This window comes from Streptomyces sp. NPDC005402 (assembly GCF_040606575.1).
Lineage (GTDB): Bacteria > Actinomycetota > Actinomycetes > Streptomycetales > Streptomycetaceae > Streptomyces.
This window is the reverse complement of sequence record NZ_JBEXFB010000018.1, coordinates 158903-182268: the sequence shown is the minus strand read 5'-3', so window position 1 is coordinate 182268 and position 23366 is coordinate 158903. Positions and strand designations below refer to the sequence as shown.

18 protein-coding genes and 4 pseudogenes are annotated in these 23366 nt (G+C 72.0%); 15 read left to right on the top strand and 7 right to left on the bottom strand.

The genetic code is table 11. From position 1 onward, the window contains the following. Positions 1-243 precede the first annotated feature (243 nt). Positions 244-582 (top strand): hypothetical protein, encoded by a 339-nt coding sequence (locus ABZT02_RS31185; protein WP_356023349.1) that lies wholly within the window; start codon positions 244-246, stop codon positions 580-582. Between the two features lie 65 nt (positions 583-647). Here ABZT02_RS31185 and ABZT02_RS31180 read toward each other — a convergent pair whose 3' ends face one another. Genes ABZT02_RS31180 through ABZT02_RS31165 form a run of 4 tightly spaced genes read right to left on the bottom strand, consistent with a single transcriptional unit; the run spans position 648 to position 3677 of the window. Further along, positions 648-1406 (bottom strand): hypothetical protein, encoded by a 759-nt coding sequence (locus tag ABZT02_RS31180; RefSeq protein WP_356023347.1) that lies wholly within the window; start codon positions 1404-1406, stop codon positions 648-650. Continuing rightward, positions 1403-2365 (bottom strand): hypothetical protein, encoded by a 963-nt coding sequence (locus tag ABZT02_RS31175; protein WP_356023345.1) that lies wholly within the window; start codon positions 2363-2365, stop codon positions 1403-1405. Before ABZT02_RS31175 ends, ABZT02_RS31180 begins: the two co-directional genes overlap by 4 nt. Continuing rightward, a complete protein-coding gene (locus tag ABZT02_RS31170; RefSeq protein ID WP_356023342.1) occupies positions 2362-3288 on the bottom strand; it encodes an ABC transporter ATP-binding protein in 927 nt (308 codons plus the stop codon). Before ABZT02_RS31170 ends, ABZT02_RS31175 begins: the two co-directional genes overlap by 4 nt. Continuing rightward, positions 3285-3677, bottom strand: coding sequence for a GntR family transcriptional regulator (locus tag ABZT02_RS31165; RefSeq protein WP_356023340.1), 393 nt, complete (start codon positions 3675-3677; stop codon positions 3285-3287). Before ABZT02_RS31165 ends, ABZT02_RS31170 begins: the two co-directional genes overlap by 4 nt. Positions 3678-3799: 122 nt before the next feature. Here ABZT02_RS31165 and ABZT02_RS31160 point away from each other — a divergent pair, with 122 nt between their 5' ends. The 11 genes and pseudogenes from ABZT02_RS31160 to ABZT02_RS31110 all read left to right on the top strand — a co-directional run. Next, the gene (locus ABZT02_RS31160) at positions 3800-4342 is read left to right on the top strand and encodes an RNA polymerase sigma factor (RefSeq protein ID WP_356023338.1); all 543 of its coding nucleotides are present in this window, start codon (positions 3800-3802) and stop codon (positions 4340-4342) included. Between the two features lie 151 nt (positions 4343-4493). Further along, positions 4494-5321, top strand: a complete 828-nt coding sequence (locus tag ABZT02_RS31155) for a zf-HC2 domain-containing protein (protein WP_356023335.1) — start codon at positions 4494-4496, stop codon at positions 5319-5321. A 124-nt stretch (positions 5322-5445) separates the two neighbouring features. After that, positions 5446-6309 carry an ABC transporter ATP-binding protein gene (locus tag ABZT02_RS31150; RefSeq protein WP_356023333.1) on the top strand — a complete coding sequence of 288 codons (864 nt, stop codon included), beginning with the start codon at positions 5446-5448 and terminating at the stop codon, positions 6307-6309. Beyond that, positions 6306-7850, top strand: coding sequence for an ABC transporter permease (locus ABZT02_RS31145; protein WP_356023331.1), 1545 nt, complete (start codon positions 6306-6308; stop codon positions 7848-7850). Before ABZT02_RS31150 ends, ABZT02_RS31145 begins: the two co-directional genes overlap by 4 nt. Continuing rightward, a complete protein-coding gene (locus ABZT02_RS31140; protein WP_356023329.1) occupies positions 7837-8547 on the top strand; it encodes an ABC transporter in 711 nt (236 codons plus the stop codon). Before ABZT02_RS31145 ends, ABZT02_RS31140 begins: the two co-directional genes overlap by 14 nt. Positions 8548-8780: 233 nt before the next feature. Next, positions 8781-9263, top strand: a complete 483-nt coding sequence (locus ABZT02_RS31135; RefSeq protein ID WP_356023326.1) for a hypothetical protein — start codon at positions 8781-8783, stop codon at positions 9261-9263. After that, a complete protein-coding gene (locus ABZT02_RS31130; protein ID WP_356023324.1) occupies positions 9260-9868 on the top strand; it encodes a hypothetical protein in 609 nt (202 codons plus the stop codon). The genes ABZT02_RS31135 and ABZT02_RS31130 overlap by 4 nt, the downstream gene beginning before the upstream one ends. Continuing rightward, positions 9868-11637 (top strand): putative T7SS-secreted protein, encoded by a 1770-nt coding sequence (locus ABZT02_RS31125; RefSeq protein WP_356023321.1) that lies wholly within the window; start codon positions 9868-9870, stop codon positions 11635-11637. Before ABZT02_RS31130 ends, ABZT02_RS31125 begins: the two co-directional genes overlap by 1 nt. Beyond that, a complete protein-coding gene (locus ABZT02_RS31120; protein ID WP_356023319.1) occupies positions 11634-12047 on the top strand; it encodes a hypothetical protein in 414 nt (137 codons plus the stop codon). Before ABZT02_RS31125 ends, ABZT02_RS31120 begins: the two co-directional genes overlap by 4 nt. Then, positions 12029-12565: pseudogene (locus ABZT02_RS31115) on the top strand (type VII secretion system-associated protein); the annotation flags it as partial. The gene ABZT02_RS31120 and the pseudogene ABZT02_RS31115, both read left to right, overlap by 19 nt. 111 nt (positions 12566-12676) lie before the next feature. Beyond that, positions 12677-13513, top strand: a pseudogene (locus ABZT02_RS31110) (bacterial transcriptional activator domain-containing protein); the annotation flags it as partial. A 12-nt stretch (positions 13514-13525) separates the two neighbouring features. On the opposite strand, the gene mshD reads toward ABZT02_RS31110, so the two are convergent. After that, the gene (mshD, locus tag ABZT02_RS31105; RefSeq protein WP_356023317.1) at positions 13526-14452 is read right to left on the bottom strand and encodes a mycothiol synthase; all 927 of its coding nucleotides are present in this window, start codon (positions 14450-14452) and stop codon (positions 13526-13528) included. 156 nt (positions 14453-14608) lie between these two features. Between mshD and ABZT02_RS31100 the strand changes: the two genes are divergently transcribed. After that, positions 14609-16423, top strand: a complete 1815-nt coding sequence (locus tag ABZT02_RS31100) for a bifunctional metallophosphatase/5'-nucleotidase (protein WP_356023314.1) — start codon at positions 14609-14611, stop codon at positions 16421-16423. A 74-nt stretch (positions 16424-16497) separates the two neighbouring features. Beyond that, a pseudogene (locus tag ABZT02_RS31095) lies at positions 16498-17430 on the top strand (DUF2993 domain-containing protein); the annotation flags it as partial. 145 nt (positions 17431-17575) lie between these two features. On the opposite strand, the gene ABZT02_RS31090 reads toward ABZT02_RS31095, so the two are convergent. Next, positions 17576-19339 (bottom strand): immunity 49 family protein, encoded by a 1764-nt coding sequence (locus tag ABZT02_RS31090; RefSeq protein WP_356023312.1) that lies wholly within the window; start codon positions 19337-19339, stop codon positions 17576-17578. A gap of 76 nt (positions 19340-19415) precedes the next feature. Continuing rightward, positions 19416-21461, bottom strand: coding sequence for a pectinesterase family protein (locus ABZT02_RS31085; RefSeq protein WP_356023310.1), 2046 nt, complete (start codon positions 21459-21461; stop codon positions 19416-19418). A 214-nt stretch (positions 21462-21675) separates the two neighbouring features. Here ABZT02_RS31085 and ABZT02_RS31080 point away from each other — a divergent pair. Continuing rightward, a pseudogene (locus ABZT02_RS31080) lies at positions 21676-23307 on the top strand (IS200/IS605 family accessory protein TnpB-related protein). Positions 23308-23366: the final 59 nt, after the last annotated feature.

Sequence of the window (23366 nt, the reverse complement as noted above, 5' to 3'; positions counted from 1 at the left end):
GGCTCCCGGGCGTCTGGGCAGGGGCGGCGAGTGTCCCTCGCCGGGGCGGGGCGGGGCGGGGCGGGTGGTTCGAGGGGTTGGGCGGGTGCGGTGCGGTGGGGGCGGCGCCGGTCTTGGCGTGGGGTAGGGGGCGGAGGGCGTGGTGTGGGTGCACGGGGACGAGCGTCCGGTGCTCCGGGCCGGGGGCGTGAGGTCCGGGAGCCGGCCGGTGTAATGGCGTAGGGCCCAGGAGTGGCGGGGGTGGTGCCTGTCTTGGTGAGGGGTACGGACGGGGCCGGGGGAGCGCAGGTCGCGGACTTCTGCCGTGCGGTTCGGGGTGGCGGGCGGTGTGGTGGCCTGGAGCTGGAGCTGGAGCTGGAGCTGGAGCTGGAGCTGGAGCTGGAGCTGGAGCTGGAGGCGGCGCCGGTCTCGGCGTGGGGGTGCGGGCGGGGCGTGGGGTGTGGGTGCGCCGGGGTGTGCGTCCCGTGCTTCTGGTCGCCGGGCGGAGGTCCTCCTGCGGCGACGGTCGGGTTGCGCTTCGCCAGGAGGGTGGACGCGGTGACGCGGGCGAGCCCCGGGGTGGCGGGTGGTGTGGTGGTGTAGGGCCCAGGGGGTGGGCCGGGGACGAGGGGCTGTTCGTCGTGCGCTTCTGTGGTGCGGCTTCGGTGTCAGGCGGTGCGGTGGCGCAGTATCCGGAAGGCCGCGATGGTCGTGAGGGCGGCGGTCGTGAGGACGAGGCCGGTTTCGGTGAGGTGGGCGGCCCAGAAGGCGGAGGTGGGGAGCGGGTCGGGGCGCCGGCCTTCCAGGGAGCGGTTGAGGAGCGCCATCACGGCGACCGAGACCGCCAGGGCGGGCAGCGCACGGCCCAGCAGCAGGCCGGTGAGCGTGCCGACGGCGAGGGCGCACAGGCCGTAGGCCACCACCAGGGGGCCGTGGTCGGCGAACACGTCGTTGAAGAGCGGGTTGTCTCCCATCAGATCCCGGTGCGCGGACCACGCCCAGCGGTAGACGGGGACGAACACGGCACCGCCGAGGACGAGGGCGAACGCGGGCAGGGCCAGCTTGGCGGCGAGCCAGCGTGCCGGGGAGACGCCCTGCGACCACGCGAGCCGCGCGGTGCCGCTCTCCAGCTCGCGGCCGATGAGCGCGCCGCCCGCCCACGCGGCGACGATCCAGAAGCTGTAGTACATGAACGTGCTGATCCAGCCCATGGCCGTGCTGTAGGTGTACGCGGTCCCGAGCCCGCAGGCCTCGCCTCTGGGACAGGCGTCCAGGGTCGCGTACGCCGAGTCGGCGGTGACCTCGGTCAGCCACACCAGGTAGCCGGCGCAGCCGAGGACGAAGACCGCCCACACGATCAGCGCCGTGCGATGCAGCCGCAGCACGGTCCGGGTGAGCCCCTTCGGCAGGACGGTCGGTGTGCTCATCCCGCGGCCGCCCGTCGGCGCAGGAGAGCGAACGCGAGGGTGACCGCCACGGCGGTGAGGGCGAGCAGGACGCCGGTCTCCAGGAGCTGGCGGGGCCAGTAGTCGGGGGAGGGCAGGTACGCGCGGGTGAAGCGGACGATGTCGTGTTGTGCGAGGCAGGCCTTGTCCGTGTAGCACCCCGGGTCGCTGATCTCGGCGCCGGTGGAGGTGAACGCCGAGCTGCGGGAGCTGAGCTCCGGCTGCTGGTAGCGGCCCTGGAAGGGCCAGTGGTTGCCGCGGAAGGCGTAGACCAGGAAGTACGCGAACCCGCTGAACGCGAGCGCGGGCAGGGTGCGGCGGACGGCGAGGCCGATCAGGGTGCCGAGGGCGAGACCCAGCAGGGGTGCGGCGACGGTGGCCGGGCCGAGGGAGAAGTAGAGGGAACGGGGGCCGATGCCGGCGACCAGGAGGTTGCTGTGGGCGGACCACAGCTGCCGGTACAGCAGGGTGAGCAGACCGGTGCCGACGAGGACGAAGGCGGCCGGCACGGCGAGCTTGGCGGCGAGCCAGCGCACCGGGGAGACCGACTGGGTCCAGGCGAACTGCGCGGTACCGCTCTCCAGTTCACGCGCGGTCAGCGGGCCGCCGGCGAACAGGGCGACGGCGAAGGAACCCAGCGTGATCAGGGTGTCCGGGTCGTAGAAGAGGTTGTTGTAGGCGCCCGAGGTGAAGTAGAGGAGCGTGTCGCCGGAGTACGCGGCCTCCATGACTCCGCCGCCGTAGCCGAACCTCTCCAGCTGCCGGGCGGTGGCGTCGGCGCCGGGGCCGGTCAGCCACAGCAGCAGGCCCGCGGTGAACGCCACGAAGGCGAGCCAGATCCACAGGGCCGTCCGGTGCAGGCGCAGGACCGTGCGGACCAGGCCGTGCGGTGCCGGCCGCACCACGGGAGCGAAAGCCTTTTCGAGGGTGGTGGTGCTCATGCCGTCACCGCCTCAGTGATCGAGGTGGTCGCCGTGGTGCCCGGGGTGAGCAGCGCGGGTGCCTGCGGGGCGCGGAGGTGGGCGAGCACCAGCTCCTCCAGCGAGGGTTCCTCGGTCGCCCAGCCCTCGCCGACGGGGCCGTCGCGGCGGATCAGGGCGGTCAGGCCGCGGCCCGCGGTACGGGACTCGATCACCGTGTGCGGGGCCAGGTCGTCGGGGGTGCCGCGGCCGGTGACCAGGGTGTGCGCGGTGAGCAGGTCGTCGATGCCGCCGCCGAGCCGGACCCGGCCGCCGCCCAGGAGCAGCAGGTGGTCGCAGGCGTCGGCGAGCTCGGCGACGATGTGTGAGGACATCAGCACGGTCGTACCGTGCTCGGCGGCGTCCGCCATCAGGGTGCCCATGAGGTCGTGCCGGGCGAGCGGGTCGAGGTCGGCCATCGGCTCGTCGAGGAGCATCAGGTCGGGCCGCTTGCCGAGCGCGAGGGCGAGCGCGACCCGGGTGCGCTGGCCGCCGGAGAGTCCGCGGATGCGGGACTTCGGGTCGAGGTCGCCCTGTTCGACGATCCGGGCGGCGCGGGCGGCGTCCCAGCGGGCCGGGTTGAGCTCGGCGCCCATGCGCAGGGTCTCGGCGACGGTCAGCTGGGGGTACAGCGGCTTGTTCTGGGCGAGGTAGGCGATCCGTTCGCGGGTCTCGCCGGGCGCCCGGCCCAGGACGGTGAGCGTGCCGGAGCTGGGCCGCAGCAGACCGGCGGCCATGGCGAGGAGGGTGGACTTCCCGGCGCCGTTGGGGCCGACCAGTGCGCTGATGCGGCCCGCGGGCAGCCGGAAGGAGCAGCCGTCGAGGGCCGGGGCCCGTCGGCCGTACCGCTTGCCCAGGCCGGACGCCTCCAGGGCGACGGCCGGGGTGGTGCTGGTGGAACTCACTGGTCCCCCTTCGGGAAGTGCTCGTCGAGTACGGCGGTGAAGAGCGCGTCGACGTCCTCGCGGCCCAGGCCCGACGACCGGGCGCGCTTGGCCCACTCGTCGAGCTCGGCGCGCAGGGGGGTGTCGGCGGCCTGGACACCGGCGCCGAGTGTCCTGCGGACGAAGGTGCCGAGACCGCGGCGGGCCTCGACCAGGCCCTCGCGTTCCAGCTCGCGGTACGCCTTGAGCACGGTGTTCGGGTTGATGGCGGTGGCCTCCACGACCTCGCGGGCCGTGGGGAGCCTGTCCCCGGGTTCCAGGAGGCCCAGCCGCAGGGCCTGCTTGGTCTGCTGGACGATCTGCACGTAGGTGGCGACGCCGGAGCGCCGGTCGATGCGGTACTCGACCACGCGGACAACCACCCTTTCACTAATTGAGTAGTGAAAGGGTGGTGGAAGGGGGCCGCGAAAGTCAAGCGTGATTTCTTTGTCGCCGGATGAACCGGTCGGCGGCCCTCGTCCGATGAAGGGGCGTGAGGGAAACGAGAAGCGACGGGGATCTGCTGCGGGCCATCGCGGCGGACGGCGACCGGCGTGCCTTCGAGGAGCTGTACCGGCGGTACGCGCCCTGGCTGCTCGCCCGGCTGCGGGGGCGCTGCGCGGACGCGGGCCTGGTCGACGACGTCGTACAGGAGACGTTCCTCGCGGTGTGGCGGGGGACCGCGAAGTACCGCGAGGAAGGCGATGTGGCCGGGTGGCTGTGGCGGATCGGCTCACGGCGGCTGATCGACGCGCTGCGCGGCGACGGGGCGCGGGGCCGGCTCAGGCAGGCCCTGTCGCGGCTGCGGCACCGGGACGAGGTGTCCGCGGAGGAACGCGTGCTCGCGGGGGTGGAGCACGGGGACCTCGCGGGCGCCCTCGTCCGGCTGTCACCGGAGCTGCGGGCGGTGCTCCAGGCGACGGTCATCGACGGCCTGACCACCCGCGAGGCCGCCGTCCTGCTGGGCATCCCGCCCGGCACGGTCAAGACCCGGGCGATGCGGGCCCGCAAGCAGCTGAGGGAGGCGCTCGCGTGAGTGCAGACGGACGACCGCGGAGGCGGACGGGGTCCGGGGCGCACGGCGTTCCGGTGCCGCCGCGGGCCGCAGTGCCCGCAGTGCCCGCAGCGTCGGCAGCTTCGGACCGACCGCAGGGTTCGGTACAGGGACGAGTCGAGGAGGTGGCGGCATGACGTGGCATGTGGCCGAAGACGATCTACGGGCTTACGCCCGGGGCGAGTTGGCCGCCCCCCTGCTCTGGTCCGCCGACACCCATCTCGCCGTCTGCGCCGAGTGCCGGGGGCTGCTCGCCGATGGCACCGACCCGGTCGCGCTGGACGCCGGATGGGAACGGCTGGACGCCGAGCTGGACGCGCCCCGGCCGGGGTGGTTCGAGTCGCTGCTCACACGGGTCGGGATCGCCGACCACACGGCGCGGCTGCTCGCGGCCACGCCGGTGCTCAGGCGCTCCTGGCTGGCGTCCGTGGTGTTCCTGCTGCTGGTGACCGTCGGCGCGGTGCGTACGACCGAGTCGCCGACCCTGTTCCTCGCCCTCGCCCCGCTGCTGCCGCTGGTCGGCGTGGCGCTGTCGTACGGCCCGGCGCTGGACCCGACCTACGAGATGACGGTCGTCGCGCCCACGCACGGCTTCCGGCTGCTGATGATCCGCACGCTCGCCGTGCTGGTCGCGGGTCTCGGCCTCAACGGGCTCGCCAGCCTCGCCCTGCCCGGCTACGGCCTGCGCGCCCTGGCCTGGCTGCTGCCCGCGCTCGCCCTCACCGCCACCGGCCTCGCCCTCACCCCGAGGCTCGGCCCGGTCCTCGCCCCGTCCCTGGTCGGCGGCGCCTGGATCGCCGTACTGCTGGCCGCGCAGGCCGCGCAGCACACGAACGCCGACGCGCTCGCGCCGTTCACGGCGGCCGGGCAGGGCGTGGCCGGGGCGGTCGCCGCGCTCGGCGCCGGGCTGCTCTTCCTTGTCCGTGACCGCTTCGATCTCTTCAACGGGAGCGCCGAATGACCGCCACCGTCTCCGGCCGCGGGCTGCCGCCCGTGCCGGTCGGGCGGGGCGTGGCGGCAGTGGTCGCCGTTGGGCTGCTCCTTCTCCTCCGTGACCGCTTCGATTCCTTCAACGGGAGCGCCCAATGACCGCCACCGTCTCCGCCTCCGGGCTCCATCTCCGCTACGGCGGCACCCGCGCACTCGACGACGTGTCGCTGCGGCTGACGCCGGGGGTGACCGGACTGCTCGGGCCCAACGGGGCCGGAAAGACCACCCTGTTGCGGGTGCTGGCCACCGCCGTGCCCGCCGACCGGGGCTCCTTCACCGTCCTCGGTCACGACCCGGGCAGCTCGCGGGGCCGTCAGGAGGTGCGCCGTTCGCTCGGCTATCTGCCGCAGACCCCGGGGTTCCACCCGGACTTCAGCGCCTTCGAGTTCGTCGACTACGTGGCGATCCTCAAGGAGCTCACCGACCGCACCGCACGCCACCGCGAGGTGCGGCGCGTGCTGGAGGAGGTCGACCTCGGGGACGTACGCGCGCGGCGCATCAAGAAGCTGTCCGGCGGGATGCGGCAGCGGGTCGCGCTGGCCGCCGCCCTCGTCGGCGACCCCGGTTTCCTCGTCCTGGACGAGCCGACCGTCGGCCTCGACCCGGAACAGCGCATGCGCTTCCGGGAGTTGATCGCCCAGGCGGGGGAGGGGCGGACCGTGCTCCTGTCCACCCACCAGACCGAGGACGTGGCGATGCTCTGCCACCGCGTCCTCGTCATGGCCCGTGGCCGCATCCTCTTCGAGGGCACCCCCGCCGAACTGACCGCACGCGCGGCCGGCCGGGTGTGGAGCAGCACGGAACGCGCCCCGGGTGCCAAGGCCGGCTGGCGCACCGGCACCGGCTCCTTCCGCAACGTCGGCGCCCCGCCCACCGGCGCCGATCTCCTCGAACCCACCCTGGAGGACGGCTACTTGCTCACCCTGGACGACGAGGCCGCGGAGGTGGCGGCGGCATGAGCCTGGCGACGCAGACGGTGGCCGAGTCCGCCGCCGTACCCGAGGACGTTCCGCGACGGACCTGGGCCGCCGTGTTCGCCCTCGCCCGTTTCGAGGCACGCGACCTGCTGCGGTACATCCCGGTGCTGGTGACGCTCGTGCTGTACGTCGGCTACACCGCCTGGACGCTGTTCCACCAGCAGGACGGCATGGAGGCCTTCCCGGCCCTCCAGAACACCGACCGCGGCACCCAGAGCGGGCCCCTGCTGCTGGGGATCGCCCTGTTCGTGTGCGTCAACCGGTGCACGCTGCGCTCCCGCAGGCGCGGTACCGACCGGCAGTTCGACGTGCTGCTCATGGAGCCGTGGCGGCGGACGGTCGCGCATGTGCTGTCGGTGGTGCCCTTCGCCGCCGTCACCGCGCTGGTCGTGCTCGCCGAGTTCACCCGGCAGGCCCTCAGGGCGGGCGCGGTGGGCCACGGCTCACTGGCCGAACTGGCCGTCGGCCCCCTGTACGTGCTGCTGTGCGGCGCGTTCGGGGTACTGCTCGCCCGGCTGGTCCCGTCCACGTTCGCGGCGCCGGTCGGCGTGGTCGGACTCTTCGTCCTCAGCGTGTTCCTCACCGCGGGCACCAGCGACGCGGAGTGGACCCGGTGGCTGCCCCCGATCGTGGGCGAGGAGGGCGGCAACACGGTCCTCCCTTCCGACCTCGTCGGGCGCCCGGCGGCCTGGCACGCGCTGTATCTGACGGGACTGATCCTGCTGCTCGCCCTCGTCGCGGTCCTCATGAGCGGCGGCCGGACCCTGCTGCTGAAGGCCGGTGCGGCAGGCGCGCTCGCGCTGACGGTGGCCGGCGCGGTGGCCCAGTCCGCTGGCGTCCCACCGGAGTTGGCCGCGGCCCGCGAACAGGCCTCGGTCTCCCCGCAGCGGGACGAGTCGTGCGTGCGCCGCGGCGGATCGACGTACTGCGCCTTCCCCGAGTGGACCGGCCGGGCGGACGCCTGGGCGGGGGTCGTGGACCGCGTCCAGTCCCTGGCCGGCGGCCCGGCCGCCCGGCAGCCCCTTCTCGTACGGCAGCGGTTCGAGGCCCGTTACGGCCTGAGCGGCGACGCGGCGATCGAACCGCTCACCACACCGCACCAGGTCACCGTCGGCACGCGATGGGGCGGCAACCGGGTTCCCGAGTTCGCGGTCGCCGTCGCCTATGTGCTGGTCGCCGGTGACGAGTCGAAGGGCAGCGAGCTGTGCGACGGGCGGGTGGTCACCGCGATGTGGCTGGCCCTGGGCGGCGACGCGCACCCGATGGCCGGCCTCGCGAACGCCCGTATCGACGACAGCGTCACCGGGGCGGCGAGTGTCCTCGCCCCGACCAGCGGTCTGTCCATGACGGCCGGACAGACCGATGTCGTACGGGAGTTGCTGCGTCGGCCGCGCGGTGAGGTGACCGCCTCCGTGAAGCGGCACTGGGCCGAGCTGACCAGGTCCGGGGTCTCGACGGACCGGGTGGCGCGGGTGCTGGGGACCGAGGTGCCGAAGGGGGAGCGGGACTGTGCGCAGGGGTGACGGGGGCGCCCGCGGAGCGTTGGTGCTGGCCGTGGCGCGGACCGTGCCGTGGCGGGCCGTCGGTGCCGGGGCGGGCGTGGGCCTGCTGGTCGCCGGTCTGCCGCGGCTGCTGTCCGGCTCGCCCGACGCGTGGCTCGGTCTGAACCTTCTCCGGGCCGCCGCCCTCGTCTTCGCCCTGGGTCTGGCCTTCCTGCTCGACGACCCGGCCCGCCGGCTCACCACCCCTGTGCCCACCCGGCGTTGGGTGCGCAGTGGGCTGCGGGTCGCGCTGGTCGCCCCGGTCGCCGCGCTGTGGTGGACGGCCGTGCTGGCCCTGCTGCCGGAGGAGGCACGGCCGCCCCTCGGAGCGGTCACCCTGGAGGCGGCGGCGACGGCCCTCCTCGCGCTGGCCGCCGCGGCGGTGGCCGTCCGCTTCACCGACGAACCCGAACCCGGCCCCTCGGTGGCGGCCGGCGTCCTGACCGTGGCCCTCCTCACTCCTCTCCTGCTCCCCACCCGCTGGGACCTGTTCGTCCCGGTGGGAGCCCCGGACTGGGAGGCGGCGCATCTGCGGTGGGCCGTGGTGCTGGGGTGCGCGGTGGTGGTGTGGGCGGGGTGTGGGCCGGAGCCGTTGCGGAGAAGGGCGTTGAGGAACGGACCGGGGCCGCGGCTCGCCCTTGGGCGTCGGGCGTCATCCTCCGGTCGGTCCGGTACGTGAGGGCGTGCCGGGCAGCGCCCTCGGCGGCGGGTCCCGGGACGGTTGCCCGGGTGATGTCCGGCTCGGTTCCAAGAGGCCGGGGTGGAGGTGCGGGTGAGGTCCTCCCGATTCGCAGGGGCCGCGGGCGTCGATCTAGAATCGCCCTGCCCATGCCACGTAGCCGCTGACGTGCCGAAATGGCTGGCATGCGCCGAAGTCGTGGCAGGTCGAGGCGAACGGGGGGCCGGACCCGGATGGGTGAGGGCGGGGAGTCGTCGACAGGGGTGGCGGAACTGCGGGCGCAGATGGGCGCGTTCCTGCGTGGTGCAGGGGATCCGCCGGCGCTGGTAGAGGCCGCGCAGGACGCGGAGCTTCTGCTCCCCCTGCTCGGTGAGGGCGCCGTGTGGAGTGGGGAGCTGGATGGCATCCGCTGGCTGTTCGCGTTCACCAGCGCCCATGAGATGCACGTTTTCCTGCAGCAGAAGTGGCAGGCCGCCAAGCCCGGCGAACTGCCCGCCGAACTGGCCAGGTACGCACGCTACGTCCGTGTGAACGGCGGGGAGTTGCTGCACGAGTTGCTTCCGGCGCTGGTGGGGCGGGACCGGGTGCCCATGGGGGTCGTGGTGGATGTGTCCTCCGAACTGCGTGCCTTCCTGCCACCGGTGTCCGGGATCGTGCCGGACGGGATCGCGCTCGACAGGCAACCCGTCGCCGACAGCGAGGTGGCGGTGTGGTGAGCGGTGGTGGTTACGGGGTCGACCCGCAGATCCTGAAGCAGGTGTCCAAAGGCATCAACGATGCGCTGGACGAGCTGAAGAAGATCACGGATGCGACCGGAGCGACCACGGGCCAGGGCTTCTCCGATCTGTCCGTGTCCCCGAACGCGATGGGCCACTCCGCCGCCTCCCAGAGGCTGGACGACTTCGCCGAGCGCTGGGGCTGGGAGGTCCAGGCGCTCCTGGACGAGGGCAACGAAGTGGCCGGGACGCTGGATCTGAACGCCGGCTACTACCACGAGGCGGAGGAGTACGGCATGGGCGTCCTCAAGGACGTTGCGCTGTCCGCGACCGCCGACCCGACACTGACCTCGCAGGACGCGGAGAAGATGTCCTGGAGCCAGGTGGGGGACAAGGCCGCGGACACCTACCGTCCCGACTACTCCATGGCCGGTTTTGAGGACGCTTCCGAGGAGAGCCGGAAGAACCTCTCCGCCACCTGGACCGACGTCACTCAGACCGGCTATGCCGGCGGTGAGATCGGGGTGGTGAAGGCCGCCGGTTCCATGGCCTTCGGCGGTGACGACGACGGACCGGGCTCCGGCGTCTCGGCGAAGGGGAAGTGATGGGCTTCCTCAACGATCTGGACGGCGCCACCCAGGGCCTGCGCGACACCTTCGCCGACGGGGTGCAGACCGTCACCCACGGCACGTCGGAGTTGCTCGACGCGGCCGGCGCACACGGCTGGGCGGACAAGGCCGACGGAGCCGGCTCCTGGGTGGCCGACCAACTGGGCGCCCGCACCCGCGAGCTGGAGCTGGACGAGACCGACGACCCGGCGTTGCTGGTGCACGGGGACGCGAGCGCGATCCGGAAGTCTGCGGGGCAGTTGAGGAAGCTGGGCGCGGCCTTCGAACGGACCGGCCTGGCGCTGCGGAAGATGGACCCCGCGGACTGGCACGGACAGGCCGCCGACCGCTTTCGCGAGAAGGTGCAGACCCATCCCAGGCGCTGGCTGAAGGCCGCCGACTCGTTCGAGGACGCGGCCGCCGCGATGGACCAGTACGCCCACGCCGTCGAGTGGGCGCGCAAGCAGGCCCGCGAGGCGGTCGAGCAGTGGAAGCAGGCCCGGCAGCGGACCGAGGCCGCCTCGGAGCAGTACCAACGCGAGGTCGACGACTACACCCGGCAGGCCCTCGCGTTCCAGGTGGCGGGCCTGTCCGGCACCGAGGACGGGCAGCGACCTCCGCAGGAGCCGGGCCCGTTCCAGGACCCCGGGGCCGAGGGACGCAAGTCGGCGGAGCACCTGCTCAAGACGGCCCGCGGCGAGCGCGACAGCGCGGGCGCCCAACTGGCCGAGAAGCTCGCCCGTGGCACCGACCAGGCCCCCGCCGAGCCCGAGGGCCTGGACCGCCTCAAGCGCGAACTCGGCAACACGCTGAAGAACCAGCTGGTCGGGGCCGAGCACAAGCTGGGCGGCGTCCTCAAGACCGGCACCTCGATGCTGCGCCTGGCCCGCACGGTCAACCCCATGGACCCCTACAACCTGACCCACCCGGCCGACTACACCACCAACCTCACCGGCGTCGCCCGCGGCCTTGTGCACACCGCCAACCACCCCACCGAGCTGGTCAAAGGCCTCGTCGGCGAGGGCTGGAGCACCGACCGCAACCAGGCCATGGGCGCCTTCGCGACCAACTTCATCGGCGGCGGGGGCGCCGCGGGCAAGATCGGCGCCAGGTCGGTCGCCCACAGCGTGGAGGGCGCGGTCGCCAAGGACACGGCCAAGACCGTCGGCCAGAGCCTCGCCGAGGACGCCGCCGGAGCCGTCAAGCACGTCGACGACGCCTCCGAGGCGGCCGGGAAACTGGACCCGGACGATCCGCGCAGCCTTCCCGCGGCCGTCGACAAGAACATCGACATCGACGGCATGAGGCACCAGCCGGTGTGGCGCGAGAGCCACGAACCGCTGTACCGCAACGACAACCGTCATCCCCGGGAGATCTTCGAGCAGGGCTTCCACCCATGGGACTCGTCCAACAACGACCTGTTCGGCTATGTGGAGGGCAACCACAAGTCGGCCTTCGTGGGCACCACCACGGATCCGAACGCGAACTGGGTGAAGGACTACCGGTACGAGATCGACGCTCCCGGCGGGATCGACGTCAACCAGACGCTGCCGAACAACAAGTACGCCGAAACCGACAAGGAAATCGCCTTCGCCGGCGGCATCGACCGCAAGCACATCAAGGGAGCCTGGGAGATCGCTCGTGACGGGACCAAGGGGGAATGGATACCCAACCCCCACTACGAGCCGCACGTCCCCCGGACTCCCACCGCTCCCAGCCCTGAATCACCGCCCGCAAGCCAACTGCCCCAAGGATGGACCCGATGAGTCGTCTCATTCCTGACCGCTTCGAGGTCCTCGCCTTCAACGGTGACCGGCAAGCCGACGCAGTTCTGCGCTGGGACGGCGACGACCGCGACCACGACTACACCGTGACCGCCGAGGGCCCTTGGGGAGAGGTCTCCGGCAGAGCGGGTGACTGCTTCGAGGCGCTCTTCCGTGTCCGCGAGCAGCTCGAACCCCAGGGATGGCTGCTGGGCGTCAACGGCTCCCGACGCGACACCTGGGCTTCCGGGATGTGCCGTGGCATGGGCGGTTTCCAGGTGTACCACCTCACCCCGTTCACCCGCCTCACCAATGCCGATCGCATCCTGACCTTCGATCCCGCCCCCCGCGAGACGCTGGCCACCATCGCCGAGCAGGTCGCCTTCGAGAACGAGTGGAGCCCGTACCCGTGACCGCTTCGACCGGCGCCCCCGCCGTCCCCCCGGTCACCCCGGCCCTGCGCGCCCAGGCCGCCCGGCAGCGCGGCGGCTACGTGTACGCGATCGACCCGTACTTCGACCCCGCCGGCGCGGTTCCCCCGTACGGCATCGTCGGCGGCTGGTCCGTCGACCACTCCGGGCAGCTCGTCTCCTTCACGCACAACCCGAAGTACCGCCCGTCGCCGGTCGCGCTGGAGTTCCCCGCTCCGCTCACCGCCCTGGACGCCGCCGTGCAGCGAGCGGTCACCGGCTACGGCAGCGAGGCGGAACTGCTCGCGGCCTTCGGCGACGCCATGCTCATCCTGTTCGCCCAGGAGGGTCAGGACGGCCTCTACACGGTCACCGACGACGACGGCAGCCGCTACATCCCGGCCTTCACCCACCCCGACCACACCCCCGACGGCTGGCACCAGTGGCGGCAGGCCACCGGCCACTTCCTCGCGGCCGCCGGTCTCCCGGTCAAACTCAACCCCGGGCACCGCATCAGCCTGACCATCCCTGCCGGTGCCGGGGGCCGGACCGGTGCCGTCAACCGAGCCGGTGCCGGTGCCGGGGACGCCGGTCCCAGCTCGTCGCCCTCCACCTCGTCCTCCGGCGGTGACCCGGACCCCGGCACCCCGCCCTTCCGTGTCGACCTCACCCCCAGCGGACGACCCGCGGTGTACGCACGGCTGATCGGCACGTACGTGATCACCGGCCTCGACACGTCCGACACCGAGCACGGCCCGCTTCTCCACGAGGCCCTGGCCATGCTTCTGCTCCACCGCGAAGGAGTGCACCCGCGCGTCCTGGCTTCCGGTCTGTGGCCCCGCGGTGTCACCGAGGATGTCCGTGACGCCTTCATCGAACGCCTGCGAACCTGGCTGGGATCCGACCCCGACGGAACCCCGCGGCTCGGCACCGGCACGGACGGCCGGCTGACCCTCGCGCCCTCCGTCGTCTCCGACCTCGACGTGCTCCGCACCCTCCACCACGAGGCCACCGCAGGCACCGGCTCGGGCAACGTACGCGTACGGGAACGCCTGCTCAACGACGCCCTGGCACTGGTCCGCGGCCCCCTGCTCACCGACCGCCCGGAGGGCCGCTACACCTGGCTCGCCCACGAGCTCATCGAGACCCAGCTGCCCCTACTGGTGGCAGACGTCGCACTGGCTCTGTCCGCCCACCACCGGGAAGCCGACAACCCGGCGCCGGCGCTCGACGCCCTCCACACGGCCTTGACCACCGCACCCACGGACGAGCGGCTCTGGAACGAACTCCTACGCGCCGCACACGCCACGGGCGATACGGCCAAGCTCGAAGCAGCGGCAGCGCTCACCGCCCGCCATCACGAGCTCGGCGGCGGCGCCCGCAGCCTCCCTCCCCGCACCGAGGCGCTCCTCGACGAGCTCCTGCCGTCCTGGCGTCACACCCGGGCTGTTGCCGACGGCTCCCTGTGAAACCCGCCGAGTTCACGTCTCCGAGCGGTACATCAGGTCCGTCTCGTACGTCGTGAACCCGAGCCGTTCGTAGACCGACACCGCCGCCTTGTTGTCGGCGTCGACGTAGAGCATCGCGGTCGGCAGGCCCTGGGCGGCGAGGTGGCGCAGGCCGATCGTGGTGAGCGCCTTGCCGAGGCCGCCGCCCTGGGTGCCGGGGCGGACGCCGAGGACGTAGACCTCGCCGAGCTGTTCGGCAGCGTGCACCTTGGTCCAGTGGAAGCCGACCAGTTCGCCGTCCCGGAAGGCCAGGAAGAAGCCCTCGGGGTCGAACCAGGCCTCGGACTTGCGGTCGTCGAGGTCGCGCTGGGTCAGGGAGCCCTGCTCGGGGTGGTGGGCGAACGCGGCCGCGTTCACCGCGAGCCAGGCGGTGTCGTCCTCGCCGGGGACGAAGGCGCGGACCGTCACGTCCGCCGGGAGCACGGGGTCGGGCAGCTCCAGGCCGGTCAGGGGGCGCCGCATCTGCCGTAGCTCACGGAAGAGGGTGAGGCCCAGGACCTGGGCGAGATGGCGGGCGGCGCTGTGGCCGCCGTGGGCCCATACCCGCAGCCGCTTGCCGGAGGCGGCGAGGAGCGCCGAGCCCAGGGCGCGGCCGTGACCGTGGCCGCGGTGGGCGGGGTGGACGACCAGCTCCGCCGCCGGGGCCTCCACCGGGTCGGTGTCCTCCAGCTGGGCGTAGCCGGCCAGTTCGTCACCGACGAACAGCAGCAGATGGGACACGCCCTCGCGGGTGCCGCCGCGCAGTTGCAACCTGCCCTGTTCGGACACCGCTTGCTGGCCGTCGTGGTGCGCGGCCTCGGCGAGGAGTCCAAGGACCGCCTCGGTCTGTTCCGGCGAGAGCGCCGAAAGGGTCTCGATGGAGCGGGAGATGCCGGGGCGTGCGATGTCGTCGCTGGTCATGGCTACGAGGGTAAGGGGAGGTCCGGGCAAAGCGGCGGCAAAGAAGCAATCAGGATGTAACCACGAAACCTCTGTCGCGCTACGCGCGTTGACCCTAGGCTGCGCCGGAACGGGGCCACTTCCCGCACCGGAATCAGCAGAAGCTCAGGGGGGCCTATGCCAGCCACATCCCAGCCGCGCCAGTCGGACGCCGCTCGCCGCAGACGTCGTACGTACCGTCTGGTCGCCGCGGCCGCCGGTCTCGCCACCGTCGGCGCCCTCGCCGCCGCGCTGCCCGCGGGCGCGCACGACAGCAAGCACGGCAAGCCGCTGCCGAGCCGCTACCAGGACGTCCAGCTGCTGTCCTTCAACGACCTGCACGGCAACCTGGAGCCGCCGTCCGGCTCCTCCGGCCGGGTCACCGAGCTCCAGGCCGACGGCACGACGAAGACGATCGACGCGGGCGGTGTCGAGTACCTCGCCACGCACCTGCGCGAGGCCCGCAAGGGCAACGCCTACTCCGTCACCGCCGCCGGTGGTGACATGGTCGGCGCGTCCCCGCTCATCTCCGGCCTCTTCCACGACGAGCCCACCATCGAGGCGCTGAACAAGCTCGACCTCGATGTCACGAGCGTCGGCAACCACGAGTTCGACGAGGGCGCGAAGGAACTCGCCCGCCTCCAGAACGGCGGCTGCCACCCCACCGCCGGCTGCTACACCGACAAGAGGTTCAAGGGCGCCGACTTCCCCTACCTCGCGGCCAACGTCCTGGACGAGAAGACCGGCAGGCCGATCCTCAAGCCCTACTGGGTGTGGAAGAAGAAGGACGTCAAGGTCGGCTTCATCGGCGTCACCCTGGAGGACACCCCGGGTGTCGTGTCCGCCGAGGGCGTCAAGGGCCTGAAGTTCAAGGACGAGGTCGAGACGATCAACAAGTACGCCCGCGTGCTCCAGAAGCAGGGCGTGAAGTCGATCGTGGCCCTCATCCACGAGGGCGGCCAGCCCGCCTCGGGCTCGTACAACTACAACTGTGACTCCCCGGGCGCCGGCGACGGCATCTCCGGCCCGATCGTCGACATCGCCAAGAACATCTCGCCGTCCGTGGACGCCCTGGTCACCGGCCACACGCACGCCGCGTACGTCTGCACGATCCCCGACCCGTCGGGCAAGCCCCGCATGGTCACCTCGGCCGCCTCCTTCGGCCGCCTCTACACCGACACGACGCTGACGTACGACCGCTTCACCGGCGACATCGCCCGTACGGCCGTGAAGTCCGCGAACCACGTGGTCACCCGGACCGTCGCCAAGGCGCCCGACATGACCGAGCTGATCAGCAGGTGGAACACCCTCGCGGCGCCCATCGGCAACCGCGCGATCGGCTACATCTCCGCCGACGTCCCGAGCACCGGCACCGAGTCCCCGATGGGTGACCTGATCGCCGACGCCCAGCTCGCGTACGGCAGGGAGCTCGACCCCGGGACCGACCTCGCGCTGATGAACCCGGGCGGGGTCCGGGCGGGCCTGACCTACACGGCCAAGGGGACCGAGGGCGACGGGGTGGTGACGTACGCCGAGGGCTTCACCGTGCAGCCGTTCTCCAACACCGTGAACCTCCAGGACTTCACCGGCGCCCAGTTGCTCAAGGTGCTCCAGGAGCAGGTGAGCGGCGGCAACGCGGCCTCGCCGAAGGTGCTGCAGCCGTCGGCGAACCTCACGTACACGCTGGACCTGACGAAGACCGGCGCGGACCGGATCGTCCTCGACTCCGTGCAGCTGAACGGCACGGCCGTCGACCCGGCGGCCACCTACCGCGTCGCGACCAACAGCTTCCTCGCGGGCGGCGGCGACGGCTTCACCACGCTGGGCCAGGGCACGAACGACCTCGTCGGCGGCGACGACCTCGCCGCTCTCGTTGAGTACCTGACGGCCAACTCGTCGGCGAGCAGCCCGATCGCGCCGCCGGCGGCGAACCGGATCACGATCGTGCAGTAGGAATTCCGTGAGCTGAGTCGCACAGCCCGGGCAGGAGTCGCGGGTGGGGGGCGTTCGCATGATCGGATGGATCGATACGTGCCCTTCATCAGATACCGACGCATCCCTACCCGTACCACGACGAAGAGCCTGAACAACCGGCCCCGCCGAAGCACCGCCGCAGTCGCCGGCGCCCTCGGCGGGGCCGTTTCGCGCTGAAGACGGTCGCCTCGCTGCTGGTGGCGGCGGCCTTCCTCACGCTCGCCGACCGCTGGGCCGTCCTCTACGCCGAGCACCGGGCCGCCGACACCCTCAAGGACCGGCTGCGGCTGACCGCGGCGCCCGAGGTGGAGATCGGCGGCTTCCCCTTCCTGACCCAAGTCGTGGGCGGACGCCTGGACTCGGTGAAGGTGACCGTCCCGGACGTGGCCGCCGACCGGGTCACGCTGGCCGCGGTGTCGGCGACCGCGCACGACATCCGGCTCGACGGTGACGGTCCGACCTCCGTGCGCGGGGCGCGCATTCCCGAGCTGCACGGTGACGCCCTGCTCTCCTTCGCCGACATGAACCGTGAACTCGGCGCGTCCCAGGTGACGTTCAGGGGCGCCGGCCGTGACCGGGTCGCCGTGCGCGGCACGCTCCCGGTCGCCGGGCACGACCTGCGGCTGCGGGCCGACGTACGCGTGGCACGCGACGGGGAGCGGGGCGTCGCCACCCGGATCGGCGGGATGCGCCTGGACATCGGGGACCTGGCGACCTACCGGCCGGGCACCCGCGCCTCGGAGGGGCTGCACCTGACCCGTGCGTCCGCCGCGGCCCTGACCCGCGAGACACGCAGGGCCCGTGCCGTGCCGGCGGTCCCGTCCGTGGTGCGGGCGCTGGGCGTGCCCGACTCCGCCGTGCGCGAGGCACAGCGCTCCGACACGGCGCTGTCCCGGCTGACCGGCCGCCCGGAGTTCGTACGGCAGGCCATGCGCCTGAACCTCCTCGACCTCGCCCTGGCCCACCCCGAACTCCTGGACCGCCTGGTACGCCCGTCTGCCGGGCCCGCTCCCGGAGGACACGATGATCCTGCGGAAGCCGCCGGACGACACGGTGACCCTCAGACGCTGACGCGCAGGCGGTACCCCCATTCCTCGCACGGTCCGGACGATCCACGGTTCATCGCGGCTCTCAGAACGGCTCAGCCGCCTCCACGATCCGCGCCGGGAGATACGGCGACCTCACCCTGATCTCCCAGCCCCTCCGGCGCGCATGGCAGGTGAGGGCCAGGATGTCGAGGCTGAGGGCGGCGTCGGGGTCGGAGGGGCGGTCGGCGACGGCGTAATGGTCGCGGTGGGCCGTGAGGGCGTCCAGGAGGGCCAGGTTGAAGCTCTCCTCGTCGCCCTCGACGAGCTGGGAGAAGAGCACGGTGGGCGGCGGCGGGAAGCCCTGGTCGCGGGCCCTGCCCACGTCCCGCAGTGCCAGGTCGGTGGCGGGCTCGGGGTCCTCGCCGCGCAGGTAGTCGTGCAGGGCCCGCCGGTAGGAGGCCGACACGGAACGGTCCGGACCGACGCGCTCGGGCCCCGCCAGGACCAGCGGCGCCAGATGCTCCCGCCGCCCCGTGATCAGTGCGAGGTGCACCGCCCGGTGCCAGGCCCCCGGCCCGGCGTCCTCGTCCCGGCAGGCGGGGTACGTCACGGTCCTGCCGTCGATCGTCACCGGCACGTCGGCGCCGGGTTCCGCCAGCGTCGTACGGAACAGCGCGGCCCCCAGCTCCGCGGCCAGCCGCAGGTTCTCCAGCTGGGCGTCGCTCGCGTCAGGCGTGTGCGAGGCACGGGTCCGGAAGAGCAGCTCCTGGTACGTGACGGCGTAGGCCAGCTCGAAGGTGGTGAGCGACTTGCCCGGGACCGGTGTGACGGCGTCCCGGGTGTACCGCTCGAACTGCTCCTCGCTGTCCGGGTCCAGGGGACGCGGCTCCAGGGTTCGCCCGAACTCCACCACGCCCGCGGCGAGTTCGGCCACCGCGTCCGGGCGGCGGTCCCGGCCGTAGGGCCCCACCCGCGGCGGTGTGGCCTTGAACCCGGTGACCAGCGCGTCCGGCAGGTAGTCGCTGTCGACGGCCGGCGGCCAGCCCTCGTCCCGGTACGCCAGCGCCGTCAGGGCGATCGGCAGGAGCGGGAGAAGACTGCCCGGTCGCGCTCCGGGCCCGGTGGTGCCGGTCAGCGGCCTCAACAGCCGTACGACCGCGGCACCGAACCCCTTCCGGTCGCCCGCGGTCAGCGCGCGCAGCGCCTGCAGCCCGATGCCGTACGGCTGGTCGGCGAGCTGGCGGCCGGTCTCCGTCTCCAGCGCCCGGACCCGGTCGAGTGCCGCGTCGAGCGCGGTGAGCTTCTGTTCGCGGGAGGGTGCGTAGGTGAGGTCGTCGTCGGCGGTGTCGCCGATGACGTACGCCATGAAGCCGTTGATCAGTTCGGCGTCGGGGTGTCCGGAACGGCCCTGCTGCGGGGCCTCGCGCGCGAAGTGGAAGGCCTCGCCGTGCCATTGGGTCTTCTCGACGAGGATCGCCAGGCAGAAGGCGTCCAGCCACTTGGCGGCCGTGACCGGCTCCGGGCTGCCGCCGGGCTCGCGGTCGTAGACCAGGCCCCAGTTCGGGTAGGTGAGGAAGACCTCGAAGTGGTCGCGCGGGAAGTACGCCGCGTACGCCACCGCGCCGGCCGCCGCCTCGGCCGCGTCCTCCAGGACCGCCTTCGCCTCGGGGGAGTGCAGATCCGGCGTCTCCACCGAGAGCGCGCCGAGGTACTCGACGAACTCCTGGGCGATCAGCCACCACTCCCACGCCGTCACCGGGCCGGCCTTGGACATGGAGTGGACCTGCGAACCGATCCTGTTCGCGAAGTCCTTCCGCACCGCCGAAACGGCCGCCTCGCCGACCCGATGCCTTTCGATACGCACCATTGTTCCGCTCCCCCGTCCGACTTCCCGATCTGCGTGACCAGCCTAGATCGAGGGTCTGACAGAGGAGCGGACCAGATCAGGCCGCGCTCGGCGTCCAGTCGCCCAGCCAGTCCGCGACCTCCTGGCCGGCGGCCTGCGCGTCGGTCAGCTGCGGCCGGTTGGAGGAGGCCGCACCCGAGCCCGCGCCGGTGTTCTTGTACTCCGCGAACCGGTCGTCCTTCCAGGAGAACCCGCTCATGTCCGTCCACGGCGTGGACTTGACTGCGGCGCTCAACGAGGTGTTGCGGACCGTGGCCTGCGGGTCGAGGCTCGCGTCACCGCCGGCGTGCCAGGGGCGGCCCAGGTAGAAGCTCGCGGCCGAGACGTCGCCGTTCACCGTCGAGTTGGCGATGAGGATGCCCTTGCGGTTGGCGGCGGTGCTGGGCGCGGTGACGTAACCTGCCGAGCTGCCGTCCCAGCGCTTCTTCAGGGTGATGACGGACTTGTCGATCACCGCGGTGGCCCGGCCGAAGATGAAGTCGACGTTGCCGACGACGTAGGAGTTCTTCATGTAGACGCGGCCCAGCTTGTCCTTGGACGCGGTGTCCACGAGCAGGGTGTCCTGGTCGCCGCTGACGATGACCCCGTCGAGGAACACCTTGTCGGCGGCGGTGCGCAGGGCGACGGCCTGCTGGGCGATGTTCTGGTTCGCCTTCTCGTCGAAGTCGTTGGAGACCGTCAGGTTGCGGGCCTGGAAGTCGTCGGCCTCCACGGCGACGGTGGCGCTGCCGCCGGTGCCGTAGGTGCCGGAGCCGTCCGGCTTGGGCGTGCCGGATGCGTTGTTGTAGACGATCACCGTGTCGTTACGGCTGGATCCCGTGCCCTGGATGGTCACGTGCGGCTTGTTGGACGGCACCTTGACCAGCTCGCGGTACGTCCCCGGCTTCACGGAGATCACCACGCGGGAGGTGTTGCCCGCCGGTACGGCGTTCACCGCGGCCTGCACGGTCGAGTACTGCCCGCTGCCGTCCTTGGCGACGGTGAGCGTCGTGGCCGCGGCCGCCTTGGTGGTGGCGGCCGCGGCCGTCGTACCGATCGAACCGCGCGGCCCCGCCCCCGACTTCAGCAGCGCGGGCACGTCGGCCGCCTTGTCGAGCGTGTAGGCGTAGAACGTCTTCGGATCGAAGGCGGTGCCCCCGCTCTCGTTCCTGCCGCTCGTGCCCACGAAGGTGTTGCCCTTCTGGACGATGCTCGCGGTGCTGTCCTTGATGACGGGGTTCTTGAAGCCCTGGAAGTACGAGTTCTCCAGGACCATCTTCGTCGCGCCGCGCGAGTAGTTGCCGTAGGAGGAGTTGATGTCCGTCCCGGCCACGTCCTCCAGGAAGTTGTTGTAGAGGTGGGCGTGGGCCGCGTTGTCGGTCGAGGGATTGCGCTGCTCGGTCTCGCGGATCCAGTTGTGGTGGATGGTGATGTCGGTGACGACGTTCTCCGTCCAGCCGATGCCGAACGCCTTGTTGTCCTGGCTGAGCTTGTTCCAGGAGACCGTCACATAGGTGCTGTCCTTGCGGACGTCGATGAGTCCGTCGGCCATGTGCCGCAGGTCGTTGTGGTCGATCCACACGTGGTGGGCGCCGTCCATCTGGATGGCGTCGAAGTCGTGTTCCTTGTCGTTCCACACGCCCTGGTAGGCGTCCCGGATGGTCAGGTTCCGGATGATGACGTTGTGCACCCCCGCGCCCAGGAAGAAGCCGCCGCCGACGATCTGTCCGGAGGTCCCGGACCCGACGATGGTCTTGTTCGACTGGACCTTGATCTCCTTGCCGACGGGGTCCATGGTGATGGTGGCCGCGACGACGATGACGTACGGCTCGCTCGCGGTCGCGTACTTCTCCAGGTCGGCGAGCGTCTTCACGGTGACGATCTGACCGTCCCGGCCGCCGTAGGTCCCGTTCTGGCCCAGCGCGTTGACGGAGGCGAAGCCGTCGGCGGTGGCGGTGGCCCAGGCGGGGGCCGCGGTGGTGGCGGCGGATGCCTTGGGCTGGGCGCCGGGGAGGAAGCCGTAGGCGAGCCCTCCCGCGGCTGTCAGGGCGAGCGGAACACCGAGGGCGAGAGCGGTGGTTCGGCGTCGGCGATGCTGGGCCATGGGGTCATCCGTTCCGTGCGGGGGGTTGGGAACTGCTGGGGTTTGACGGAGTACGAGCGTGTTGTGGCGTGTGGGTGAGCGCGGAGGGTCCTGGCGGTCGTTTGGGCACCCCAGGAAGGGAATTGGAGTTCGCGCATCGAATGTGTGACCTTTCCGGGTGGGGCTCGTTGGGTGTGATGAGCGGGTTTTCGAGGGGCCGCATGGGGGGTGTGGAGTGGGCGGGTTGCGGGAGCTGGCGGCGTCATTTGTCGTACCCGGTCCCTCGGGGGTGGCGGTCCGTACCCGGCTCAAGGAGCTGACGCCCGCCGATGAGAAGGTGCTCGCGCTGGTCGGGACGTACCTCGGATCCCTCGCCTCCCGGGATCTGAAGGTGCGGTGCGGGCAGGGCCTGGAGCACTCCGCGCACACGTGGGCGGCCCGTAAGCGGGCATTGACGGCGGTGTCGTCGTCCCGGTGGGCGGGTTCGCTCACCAAGGCCACGCATGACCAGTGGGCGCTGGCCCGGCGCGGCCAGCTCGCGCACATCCAGTGTCTTGAGGCGGGGATCCGTACGATCACGCACCGGTTGTCGCTGCCGGTCGGCGCGAAGGGCTCGAAGAACACGCCGGGCGGCTACCGCAGCACGCGGGAGTGGCACGCAAAGTCCCGCCGCCTGCGGGTACTGGAGGACCGGCTGGAACGTGCGCGGACCGACTGGAAGGCCGGCAACGTGCACGTCGTACGCGGCGGGAAGCGCCTGGCCCGCACCCGCCATCACCTGTCTGACGCGCGGCTGACCGAGGACCAGTGGCGGCGGCGCTGGGAGGCGGAGCGCTGGTTTTTGCAGGCGGACGGCGAGTCCGGCAAGCGGTACGGCAACGAGACGATCCGCATCAGCCCGGACGGCGAGGTCAGCATCAAGCTCCCGGCGCCGCTCGCGCAGCTGGCCAATGCCCCGCACGGCCGGTACGTCCTCGCGTGCCGGGTCGGTTTCCCACACCGCGGCACCGAGTGGGCGGACCGGGTGGCGGCCAACCGGGCCGTCGCCTACCGCATCCACCTGGATGCGGCACGGGGCCGCTGGTATGTGACCGCGTCCTGGCAGATCCCTGTCTCCCGGACTGTCCCGATCACCACAGCCCTCACTGACGGGGTGATCGGCGTCGACATGAACGCCGATCATCTCGCCGCCTGGCGCCTCGATGCCCACGGCAACCCGACCGGCAACCCCCGCCGGTTCTTCTACGACCTCACGGGCACCGCCGATCACCGCGACGCCCAGGTCCGGCACGCCCTCACCCGGCTCCTGCACTGGGCCAGAACCTGCGGCGTGAAAGCCATCGCCGTCGAAGACCTGGACTTCGCAACAGAGAAGACGCGCGAGAAACACGGCAGGCGCAAACGGTTCAGGCAGCTCCTCTCCGGCCTGCCCACCGGCAGACTCCGCACCCGGCTTACCTCGATGGCCGACCAGACCGGCATCGCCATCATCGCCGTGGACCCGGCCTACACCAGCCGCTGGGGCGCCCAGCACTGGCAGAAACCCCTCACCGGCACCACGCGTAAGACGACCCGCCACGACGCTGCCGCCGTGGCGATCGGACGGCGCGCCCAGGGACACCCGATCCGGCGACGGACGACACCGCCCCGCGCACACCAGAGCGATGTGCACGGGCATCGGACCGTCCAGGCCGACCGGCGTACTCCCGGGCGTGAGGGACCCCGCCCTCCCGTTCCCGGACCACGCACCAGATGCGTGCCGCCGGACCGCGGAGCGAACGCGGGCAACCAGAACGCCCAACACCGCTCGGGGCGTTCGGCTGAGCATGAACCCTGGCAACAGGAATCACTCCCGCTCAGTCAGTAGGAACGGTAGGGACCGCAGTGCAGTCGCCGCCCCCGCGCGGAAGGTTGCCGCCCAAATTC